The organism is Streptomyces sp. NPDC012510 (assembly GCF_042955065.1).
Classification (GTDB): Bacteria; Actinomycetota; Actinomycetes; order Streptomycetales; family Streptomycetaceae; genus Streptomyces.
This window is the reverse complement of record NZ_JBIBEN010000049.1, coordinates 1-10,913: the sequence shown is the minus strand read 5'-3', so window position 1 is coordinate 10,913 and position 10,913 is coordinate 1. Positions and strand designations below refer to the sequence as shown.

At 69.2% G+C, this 10,913-nt stretch carries 4 protein-coding genes and 1 pseudogene; 2 read left to right on the top strand and 3 right to left on the bottom strand.

The features are described from left to right. From ACFY9I_RS41810 to ACFY9I_RS41800, 3 genes and pseudogenes are all read right to left on the bottom strand, one after another. A pseudogene (locus ACFY9I_RS41810) lies at window positions 1-1,106 on the bottom strand (RHS repeat-associated core domain-containing protein); the annotation flags it as partial. A 101-nt stretch (window positions 1,107-1,207) separates the two neighbouring features. Further along, window positions 1,208-4,996 (bottom strand): LamG-like jellyroll fold domain-containing protein, encoded by a 3,789-nt coding sequence (locus ACFY9I_RS41805; protein WP_391012594.1) that lies wholly within the window; start codon window positions 4,994-4,996, stop codon window positions 1,208-1,210. 552 nt (window positions 4,997-5,548) lie between these two features. Next, window positions 5,549-8,188 (bottom strand): alpha-glucan family phosphorylase, encoded by a 2,640-nt coding sequence (locus ACFY9I_RS41800; protein WP_391012597.1) that lies wholly within the window; start codon window positions 8,186-8,188, stop codon window positions 5,549-5,551. A gap of 638 nt (window positions 8,189-8,826) precedes the next feature. On the opposite strand from ACFY9I_RS41800, the gene ACFY9I_RS41795 reads away from it, so the two are divergent. Together ACFY9I_RS41795 and ACFY9I_RS41790 are read left to right on the top strand one after the other, a co-directional pair. Next, entirely contained in the window at window positions 8,827-9,975 is a 1,149-nt protein-coding gene (locus ACFY9I_RS41795) for a S8 family serine peptidase (protein WP_391012592.1), read from the top strand. A 229-nt stretch (window positions 9,976-10,204) separates the two neighbouring features. Continuing rightward, window positions 10,205-10,913 (top strand): maltotransferase domain-containing protein (locus tag ACFY9I_RS41790; RefSeq protein WP_391012589.1); only part of this gene is annotated, 709 nt, incomplete at its 3' end.

Below are 10,913 nucleotides of genomic sequence, written 5' to 3'. Positions count from 1 at the left end.
CCGTTCAAAACGAGAGATGCGTTCTCGTACTTCCAGCACAGGTCGAACTTGTCGTCCTGCCCGTCGTCGTCACAGGAGCCGTACTTGCGCTCGACGTAGGAGGAGGTCAGGTCGAAGCCCTCGCCGACCTGGCTGCTCTGGTTGTTGGTGTTGGCGGTACGGCCGTCTACGGCACCGGAGTCGTAGGAGATCGACAGACCGGGGGCCGGCCCGGATGCGGCCGGTGGCGTGCGCAGGGGATAGGACCAGGTGAACGTGCCGGACGAACCGCCCGCCTCCCAGGTCGAGGAGGAGGACAGCGGCGTCGCCTTGTAGTCGCCGCCGCCGGACTGCGTGCCGGCGGCCAGAGCGAGGACCATCGTCTCGGCGCGGGAAGCAGCGGGTTTGAAGGTCAGCGTCGACGAAAGGTGCTCCTCCGCACGGTCGTTGACCGAGGCCAGAGGCTTGGGAGCACGACATTTCCCGGTGTCGCTGTCGCTGAGCAGGCACGCCGGGAACTTCAGCAGGTTCAGCCGACCGGCCCAGTCACCTCCGTAGGCCGAGGCGAACGCCGAGTAATCAAAACCGAGTTGAGCCCTTCCGCCCGTCTTCGGGGCGGTGACCTTGAGTACGACCCCCTTGATACCGAGCTTGTTCGCGGTCTTCTGGTCGAGAACCTCAACCTTGACGGAGCCCGCGCTGCGCGGTTTCTTCTCGGCCTTGGTCGCCTTCGGTTCCGTAAGCGTGACGGGCAGCGAACCAGGGGTGCCCTGGGCCTTGCCCGATCCTTCCAGCGAGAGTGTCGCCGAGCCGCCGACAGGCCAGGTGACCTTTCGCGCGCGGTCCTGACCGGCGCGCTTCACCGCAGCGCGGTTGGCGACCTCGGTCTTCTCGGCGAGCTCCGCGACCTTCTTGTTCGTCTTCACCGTCCAGGGGGAGACCTTGGTCGCCTTCGGCGCTTCCAGATCGGGCCTGCCCAGCGGGTCCGCTTCAGCCGCGAACACAACCGGTGTCAGCAGGCCGGGCAGCATCGCGAAACCCACCACCGAGGCGATGCGCCTCGTCCAGACACGTCTGCCAGAGGTGGCTGTCCCCGCTCCGGACGAGCCTGGGCCGAACTGGGTCATGACAAGTCTCCTTGCGGCGGCAGCTCAGCTGAAACGGCCGCGCACCGTTGAAGGTCGATGGAAGAGAGAGCAGGGAAGCCCGCTGGGCGTGCCCGCGCGAACTACATGGACGGCTCGGCAATCTGGCTCTGCACCCGTTCCTTCGGCATGGCACCGGACCACACACGGAACTTCGCCAAGTCCCCCGGCAGGTAGTGGCCGGTGGTGCCGCCCGCCGAGCCCCGACCGACCGAGAGTGTGCCCGAACCCTGCTGAGCGGTTTCCAGCCCGTCGTCTTCCTCGCTCTGCTGGGGGAATTGACCGACGTACAGCTGGGCCACCCCGAAACCCTCTGTCCCGTCAGAGGCGCTGAAGGGCTTCACGGCATCGAAGACTCCGGTGACATCGACCCATGTGCCGAACTCGTTTTCGCCGATCAGCTCCTGGGCCACGGAGACGGCGCTGTCGACCGCCTTTCCGGTTGAGTCAACTGCCGTCCGACCGAACTTCCACTGGTAGGCGCCGTCCGCGGCCTTCTCGACCCACAGGGCCCAGGAGGACTCCTTGCCCGCCAGGGTCGCCTGTGCCGCGACGATTCCTCGGTAACCGTCTGGCTTCGAATCCAGCAGTGCCCGGTTGAGCCGTACGCGTGCGGACACTGTGAAGGATCCGGTCTCGTCGATCACGGGGCCCGGCCTCGACGCGTATGCGGAAGTTCCGTTGAGCACGAGTGCCGTGGCATCCTCACCGGCCAGCTCGGCGTCGCCGGCCAGGGGCAGCCCACCGCGTTGGTACGGGAACGAGGTGCTGGCCGGGTTGTCGGGGTCCTCCGGGCTCTCCGGGACCTTCGTACCGGACGAGATGGTGGCGTCCCAGTGGGCGACGAGTTCGTTGGTCGGCAGCCCGGCCTTCCTCAGTTCCTGTTCCACGCGGATCTCGTCGTCGGCCAGGGCGTACTGCCACACCGCGACCTCGTCCACCCGTCCACGGAAGTACTCGCCGTACGCCCCGCCCACCTTCGAGACCCCGAACATCAGGTTCCGGTCCGCCGCCCAGGGCGTGTACGTCGACGCGGAGTGGGACAGCACAACCGGATCGCCCTGCGGCTTTCCGTTGACGTACAGCTGGATCGTGTCGTTGGTCTTGTCGGCGTCCTTCTTCGCATCGAAGACCGCGGCCAGGTGGGTCCATACCCGCAGCGGAGGATTGGCCTGATCGGCCACCGAGCGGATGTAGACGGGGCTGTCCTTGTCCTGGTCGGTCCGGTTGAACACCCACTTCTTGTACGTGGACGAGTAGTAGAGCGTGAACGCCGATCCTCGGTCGCCGGGTGCGGACAGCACGGTCCTGTTCGCGGAGGCGTCCGTGAGGTACGTCCACGCCGACAGGGTGAAGGAGTCCTGGGTGTTGACGGCGGGTCCGTCGGTCGACGCGTAGCCGGTCTGCTTGGCCGGGTCCGTGCTGTCGTTGAGCCAGAGCGAGTAGTCACCGGCGCCACGGCGTGCCATCGTCGACCAACCGGTGCCGGCCGTGTCACGCAGCACGGCCTTGTGGCGTGTTCCGACCTCGCCGGTGTCCTGGGCATCAGTCGCGTCCGATTCCGGCGTGCCGTCGTCGAAGCGCCAGCGGCCCGTCGGGCCTGCCGGCAGTCCCACCTTGAGTACGAACTCCGCCGGTGGTCCCCAGCGCACGCGCCCGTCCTTGTCCAGCTTGAGGTCGCTGGCTTCCACCGAGAGGGTCTGAGTACCGGACAGGCCGGGGGTGATGTCCTTCCGCGTTACCGGCGCGTTGGTCGTCGCGGCATTGACCTGCTTGGTGGCGCTCGCACCCATGGAGAGGAACCGCCAGCGGTAGGCCTTTACATCGTTGTCGGCGGCGTTCGGCCGGAAAGTGAACGTACCCGCCACTCCGGGAGCACCGTGGGGAGCACAGTCATCGACCGTGCACTCGGTGTACGGCTGCCCGGACACGATGGTCGGAGCCTTGGGCGCGGTCGAGTCGATCCGCAGATAGCACCAGGAGGAGTACGGCGAGAACAAGTCGCCGGACCTCCCGTCGTAACTCCAGTGGGACTGGGTGCGGGCCCGGAACCGGTACAGACCTCCGTCCGACCGGTTGGTCGTGGTGATCGACAGGAGCTTTCCGTCCGTGGCCCATCCGCCGTCCGGCCGGTATCCGCTCCACACCTGCGACCACGTGCCCTTGGCGGTGTCGTTGCTGGAGCGCTGCATGACGAACTCTGCCTGCAGGGCGGGCGTCGTCTCGTCCGCACCCGGCTGCACCAGGGTCTGCACGCGCGCGTGCAGGCTCGGCGTCAGCACGGTCACCGTCAACGGATCCGACAAGGGGCGGCACGGCCCGGTGCTGTTGCCGGTTCCGGGAACCGCGCCCACGGTGGTGGGCACCCCCGGCTTGTGCACGTACCAGACTTTGAGCTCGGCATTGTTGTCGAACCGCTTCCAGGCGCGCGGCTCGGTCTCGTCCTTGGCCCGCAGCATCAGCGTCAGCCGGGGGAACTTGCCCGCGGCGAAGGCCCTCACGGTCGAGGTGAGATTCTCGTCCGCCTCAGCGGGGTTGTCGTTGAACTCGACCCACGCGTTCGGCTGCTCAGGGCTGCACAGATCGCCCCGCCCCGCCGAGACGTACCTGTCGCCCATCTGGTCGAGTTGCTTGGGGCCGGGCCAGCGAGTGCCTTCCGAGATGTTGTCCGTACGCTCCAGGTCCACCCAGTACGGAGTGCAGTTGAACGACCAGGTCTCCTTGGCCCGGAACGTCGCGTCCAGCACGTGCTTGCCGGCGAGCTTGCCGGGGCCGAACTCGAAGTACATGCGGTCCGTGTAGCCGGGGCCGCAGGCATAGCCGTCCGCGACACCGCACCGGCCGACCCCCTTGGGCTCGGTGAACTTCCAGAACTTGTCGCCGTCCGACGACAGCTTCGTCCACTCGGACACGCCCAGCCCCACGGGCGGGTCGATGAAGACCGGGTAGACCGTCTCCTCGCCCCGGAGCAACTTCAGGTCCGGCTTCACCGAGACGGTGCCGTCTCCCACGGCGACCGGCAGTTCCGCCGTGGCGTCCCCCTCCCCGGGGTGGGAGGTGTCCTCGGGAGCGGTTTCCGTCCCGGACTCCTCAGCTACGGCCCTGGACAGGAGTTGGGTCTGCGGTCCGGCCTCCGGATCGTCTCCCGCCGAGTCCCACATCTGTCCCGCGGGCCCTCGGAACACCGCGTTGCCATCGGCGTCGACAGCCCTCAACCCGCCGCCCTCGCCGGGGACGACACTCAGGCCGGACCCGGTGGCCGTGAGGCTGATGTGCTCCAGCTCAGGACTGGCAGCGGCTTCAGCGGACCGGACCACGAGCACCTCGCGGTACCCCTCGGCCGTCGCCGTCATCTGCAGATCCACGCCCTTGACCGGCACGTTCGCGTACGTCGCCGTGGCGCCGTCCAGCGTGGGCGCGGGGAGCGAGGTGGGCCAGCCCATCCTGAGCTCCTGGCCGTCACGACCGAGGCGCAGCAGCCCGGATCCCTCGCCGCCACCCGAGAAGGCCATGTCGACCACGGCAGCCTTCGGTCCGACCGTCCCGTCGGAACGTTCCTCCAGCGTGACGTCGACGTCTCGCCACGTGCCGTCCTCGGCCCGTGCGCGCTGCGGTTGCGTCGACTGGGTGAGGGCGAAGGTTCCGTCGGGGTTCGCCACGGTCGTCGTGTACTCGGTCCGCTCGGACGGCACTTCGACCGGTTCACCGGTTGCCACCGCCCGCTCCGAGGCCGACTGCTCGGTCAGCGGCGCTTTCGGGGTGTCGGCCAGCGCATCGCCGGCGGCCGCCACAGACACAACAGGCAACAGCGACAGCAGTGTCGCAGCCGCCGAGATCCCACTGATCACCCGACGCGAACGACTTCTTCGCATCTGAACATGGCGATGCCCCCGCCTCAACCCCACGACCCCACCCCGTAGTCACAGAAGTCACAGAACCTTCAAAGGTTCCGCTACCTAACGCCGCCTCAGCTCCCCGCGTCAATGTGAACTGCATCACAAAGATGATCGTCGGGTGGCCTCTGAACTGGGAGGACCGCCCGCCGCGCTCATCGCACCAAAGGAGGCGGGAACTCCGTTTGCAGTCACGCTTCGTACACAGGGGTGAGGTTGAACGCACAGAACGCGCCATTCTTCAGCGACCGCTTGAGCAAATACCTACGCCTGGGCGAGACCGCACTCCACCCCGTCGACCACATCAACTTCAACTATCGCCGCACAGGCGGCCGTCGGATGGGCGGCCAGATCACGCCAATCAGCAAGTCGCCTGGCGCAACCCGGCGTTACCGATGGTGATGGGTCGTACGCGAGGGTCCCAGGGCGTGCGACGTGACAGAAAGCGTCGCCCTGTACAGGGATGCCCTGTACAGGGATGGCCTGTACAGGGATGGCCTGTACAGGGCGCCCCTTCCGGAAGGCTTCACGTCACCGCATCAACACCCCCGCTCCCTCCCCCATCTCCTCCGAAGGCACCGCAACCAGCCCCAACTCGGCCGAGGAGGCGAGCAGGCGGTGGGCCGGGAGGATGCGGACCGTGTAGCCGAAGGCGCCTGTGCGGTTCAGGGAGAGCGGGCCCTCGTAGACCCAGCGGCCCTCCTCGTCGGGGCCGGAGGTCGGCTTCAGCGGGGCGGCCGTCGCGTCCGTGATGCGGTCCTCGGTGTCCACGCGGCCGGAGACCGCCTGGACCTCGACGTCGTCCGGGGCGAGGTCACCAAGGCCCACCCGCACGCGGAGCACGAGCGTCCCGCCGAGTTCCGCCGCCGAGCTGGACGGGGACGCCGAGGTCTCCACATGGTCGACCCTGACGCGGTGCCAGGCACCCCGCACCCGTGCCTTCCACGCGGACAGCTCGCGGGCCGTGTCCGGGGTCAGCGACCGGTGGGCGCGGGCGGCCGGGGTGTACAGGCGGTCGACGTACTCCCGGACCATCCGCCCCGCCAGCACCTTCGGCCCCAGATGTGTGAGTGTCTCGCGGACCATCTCGATCCAACGGTCGGGCAGGCCGCCCTGGCCGCGTTCGTAGAAGCGGGGTGCCACTCGCTGTTCCAGCAGGTCGTAGAGGGCCGTCGCCTCCACGTCGTCCCGGCGGTCCTGGTCCTCGTCCGTCGCCGTGCCGTCGGCCGTCGGGATCGCCCAGCCGAAGTCCGGCCGGAACCATTCGTCCCACCAGCCGTCCAGGACGGACAGGTTCAGACAGCCGTTCAGCGCCGCCTTCATGCCCGACGTCCCGCACGCCTCCAGCGGGCGCAGGGGGTTGTTGAGCCACACGTCGCATCCCGGGTACAGCTTCTGCGCCATCGCCATGCCGTAGTCAGGGAGGAACACGATCCGGTGACGTACGCGTGGGTCGTCGGCGAAGCGGACCAGTTCCTGGATCAGGCGCTTGCCGCCGTCGTCCGCCGGGTGTGCCTTGCCCGCGACCACGATCTGGATCGGGCGCTCCGGGTGGAGCAGCAGGTCCATCAGGCGGTCCTGGTCGCGGAGCATCAGGGTCAGGCGCTTGTAGGAGGGGACCCGGCGCGCGAAGCCGATCGTCAGGACGTCCGGGTCCAGGACACCGTCGATCCAGCCCAGTTCGGCCGTGCCCGCGCCACGCTGCCGCCAGGAGGCGTGGAGGCGTTCCCGTACCTCCGTGACCAGTTGCTCACGAAGGTCCCGGCGCAGGTCCCAGATGTCCTGGTCGGGGATGTCGGCGACGGCGTCCCAGCGGTCCGAGTCGCCGCCGACCGTCAGCGCGTCCTCGGTGCGCTCCGCACCGATCTGGCGGGCGCCGAGGCGGAAGACCTCGGGGGCCACCCAGGTCGGGGCGTGCACGCCGTTGGTGACGGAGGTGATCGGCACCTCGTCCGGGTCGAAGCCCGGCCACAGGCCCGAGAACATCTCCCGGCTGACCTGGCCGTGCAGCAGCGACACGCCGTTCGCCCGTTGCGCCAGCCGCAGCCCCATCACGGCCATGTTGAAGACGTTCGGGTCGCCGCCCGGGTAGGTCTCCATGCCCAGGCCCAGGATGCGCCCCACGTCGATGCGCGGGAGTTCGGCGTCGGGGCCGAAGTGGCGGGCGACCAGTTCACGGTCGAAGCGGTCGATGCCGGCGGGGACGGGGGTGTGGGTGGTGAAGACCGTGCCGGAGCGGACCGCCTCCAGACCGGCGTCGAAATCGAGCCCCTGATCGCCGAGTTCGGCGATGCGTTCCAGGCCCAGGAAGCCGGCGTGGCCCTCGTTGGTGTGGAAGACCTCCGGTTCGGGGTGCCCGGTCAGGCGGCAGTACAGGCGTACGGCCCGCACTCCTCCTATGCCGAGCAGCATTTCCTGCAGTAGGCGGTGTTCGCTGCCGCCGCCGTAGAGCCGGTCGGTCACCCCGCGTTCGCCGAGGTCGTTCTCCTCGACGTCCGAGTCGAGGAGGAGCAGCGGGACGCGGCCCACCTGGGCCTGCCAGATCCGGGCGTGCAGCACACGGCCGCCGGGCAGCGCGAGGCCGACCTGGGCCGGGGTGCCGTCGGCCTCGTGGAGCGGGACCAGCGGCAGCTCGTTCGGGTCGAGCACCGGGTAGTGCTCCTGCTGCCAGCCGTCCCGGGACAGCGACTGCCGGAAGTAGCCGTGCCGGTAGAGCAGACCGACCCCGATCAGCGGAACGCCCAGGTCGCTGGCCGCCTTGAGATGGTCGCCGGCGAGAATGCCGAGACCTCCGGAATACTGGGGCAGCGCGGCCGTGATGCCGAACTCGGGTGAGAAGTAGGCGACCGCGGCCGGGAGTTCGGAGACCTGTGCCTGCTCCTGGTACCAGCGGTCTCCGGAGACGTAGTCCCGCAGGTCGTCGGCGACGGCGGTCAGTCGGCGCAGGAAGCGCCGGTCCTCGGCGAGTTCGGCAAGGCGCCGGGTGGAGACGGAGCCCAGGAGGCGTACGGGGTCGCCGCCGCACGCGGCCCAGCGCTCGGGATCGACCGACTGGAACAGGTCACGGGTCTCCGCGTGCCAGGAATAGCGCAGATTGCGCGCCAGCTCGCTGAGTGGATGCAGGGCTTCGGGCAGGACGGGTCGGACGGTGAATCTGCGGATGGCCTTCACAGACAATTCCACCTTCACGCCAGGACGTACGGGCCGGGGGACGCACTCCGCTGTGCGCCGTTCGTCACCCTCGACGGTAGCGGCGCGGGCGTCCGGCAACCACGGCGCGTCCCCCGGTATGCGATTACGGCGCATCCGTACCCCGGCCGCCCGGCAAGGCAGTCCATCCCCGCCCGTTCCGTCCTGAATTCGCCGCAACCCGACACCAAGCTTCACGTGACTTCACACCCACCACACGGGCGATTTGGCCGATTCCACCCCTCTGCGCGCCCTTGTGGCGCTTCGCACCGCACGAGAGGCTGCCGAGTGGCGTACCGGCCGACCCCGGCCACATCCGGCGAACCCCGGCAGCCCGCCGCCGCGCACCGGCTTCCGGCTCCGGTCCGGCTCCCGTCCGGCTCGGTCCGGCTCCGGTCCGGCTCGGTCCGGCTCCGGTCCGGCTCCGGCTCCGGTCCGGCTCGGTCCGGCTCGGTCCGGCTCCGGTTCCGGCTGCGGCTCCGGCTCCGGCTCCGGCTCCGGCTCCGGGCGAACTCCGGGGTGGGTGCGTCGCGTCAAGGAGGGGGTTCACACACATGCACCACCTGGCCAAGGCGAGAGACAAGCGAACGAAACGCCGGGCGGGAGGGATCATCGCGGTCATGACGGCCGCGATGCTTTCAGCCATCACCCTGCCCGCGCACGCCGCTCCGGAGGGACCCGTCCTCGGAGCCGGGAAGGCCGGTTCCGTCAGCGGCAGTTACATAGTGACCCTCAAGGCGGGCACCGAAGCCCCGTCGAAGGCCGGGGAGGACGTGGCGGAGCGGTACGGGGCGAAAATACGCCACACCTACAGCACCGCCCTGAACGGATACTCCGTGCGGGTGGACGAGAAACAGGCCAGGCGTCTCGCGGCGGACCACCGCGTGGCGTCGGTCGTCCAGGACACGCAGGTCACCTACGACCACCGGCAACCCGACCCACCCTCGTGGGGCCTGGACCGCGTGGACCAGTCGAACCTGCCGCTCGACAAGAGCTATACCTGGCCTGAGTCGGCAGGCAAGGGGACCACCGTGTACGTGATCGACACCGGCATACGGATCACGCACAAGGACTTCGGCGGACGGGCCAGTCACGGCTGGGACTTCGTCCAGAACGACAGGACCGCGCAGGACGGCAACGGGCACGGCACCCATGTCGCGGGCACTGTCGCCGGCACCACCCACGGCGTCGCCAAGAAGGCCAGGGTCGTCGCCGTCCGCGTCCTCGACGACGAGGGCGCGGGGACGACCGGCCAGGTCATCGCCGGGATCGACTGGGTGACCAAGCACGCGAGGAAGCCGGCCGTGGCCAACATGAGCCTGGGCGGCTTCGGCAACGCCCAACTCGACGCGGCCGTACGCAACTCCATAGCGTCCGGCGTCACCTACACGGTCGCAGCGGGCAACGACGGCGTCGCCGCGGGCCTCTACTCGCCCGCCCGCGTCAAGCAGGCGATCACCGTCGGCGCCACCGACAAGAAGGACGTCCGCGCCTCCTTCTCGAACTGGGGCCCGAGCCTTGACCTGTTCGCGCCCGGCGTGTCCATCACCTCCGCTTCGCACAGGAGCGACACCGGCAGGGCGACCCACTCCGGTACGTCCATGGCCTCCCCGCACGCTGCGGGTGCGGCCGCCCTGTATCTGGCCGACCATCCACGGTCCACACCGGCGCAGGTGGGCGAGGCACTGACGGAGCGAGCGGTTTCGGGCAAGGTCAAGGACACATATCCGGGCTCTCCGAACAGGCTTCTGCACGTCGACAACCCGTAGCAACCCGTAACACCACAGGTGAACGGCCCTTTACCCGGAGCGACTACAGTGACCGGCCTCGCCCCCTTCGGACGAGGCCGGTCTTGTGTGTAGACATACGCGTGAGTAGTTAACAAAGTGCCGGAATGCCCACCCGCACTGAGTGGGAAGGCTCCACCGGTACGTCCCGCTGGCCCCACCTCCCCACACCCTCATCCGCCCACCCACGTTGACGCGGACAGGAGCGGTCATGCCCGCCACGCACCACTCGTCACCACCCCCGACGACAAGTAGCACCACCGCCACACCCGACAGCCCCAGCGCACGCCCCGCGCGCCGGGCGCACACCGATCCTCCCGCGCCGCCCGCGCAGCCCGCGGGTGCTCCAGGCGCCCCCACCATCGGACGGATACCGGTTCTCGACGTACGGCCGACCGTCCACCACGGCCGCCGCCCGGCGAAGGCCGTCGTGGGCGAGGCCTTCGAGATCTCGGCCGTCGTCATCCGTGAGGGCCACGACGCGGTCGCCGCCAATGTGGTGCTCAGGGATCCGGAGGGCCACCCGGCCGGCTGGACGCCCATGCGCGAACTGGCCCCCGGCACGGACCGCTGGGGCGCCACCGTCTCCGTACCGAGCGAGGGCCTGTGGTCCTACGCCGTCGAGGGCTGGGGCGACCCGGTCACCACCTGGCGGCACCACGCCCGGATCAAGATTCCGGCCGGCATCGACACCGAACTGGTCCTGGAGGAGGGCGCGTGTCTCCACGAACGCGCCGCCGCCGAGATCCCCGAGGGCAAGAGCGGGCGGGGCACCCTCCTCGCCGCGGTGGACGCGCTGCGGGACAGCACACGCCCCCCGTCCTCCCGGTTGGCGGCGGCGTTGGCGCCGGAGGTCGACGAGGTCCTCACCCGCCATCCCCTGCGGGAACTGGTCACCTCCTGCGAACCGCTGCCGCTGC

Excerpts from the sequence above, each read along its gene's own strand:
- ACFY9I_RS41805 (WP_391012594.1), bottom strand. The coding sequence starts at position 4,996 with ATGCGAAGAAGTCGTTCGCGTCGGGTGATCAGTGGGATCTCGGCGGCT.
- ACFY9I_RS41795 (WP_391012592.1), top strand. The coding sequence starts at position 8,827 with ATGACGGCCGCGATGCTTTCAGCCATCACCCTGCCCGCGCACGCCGCT.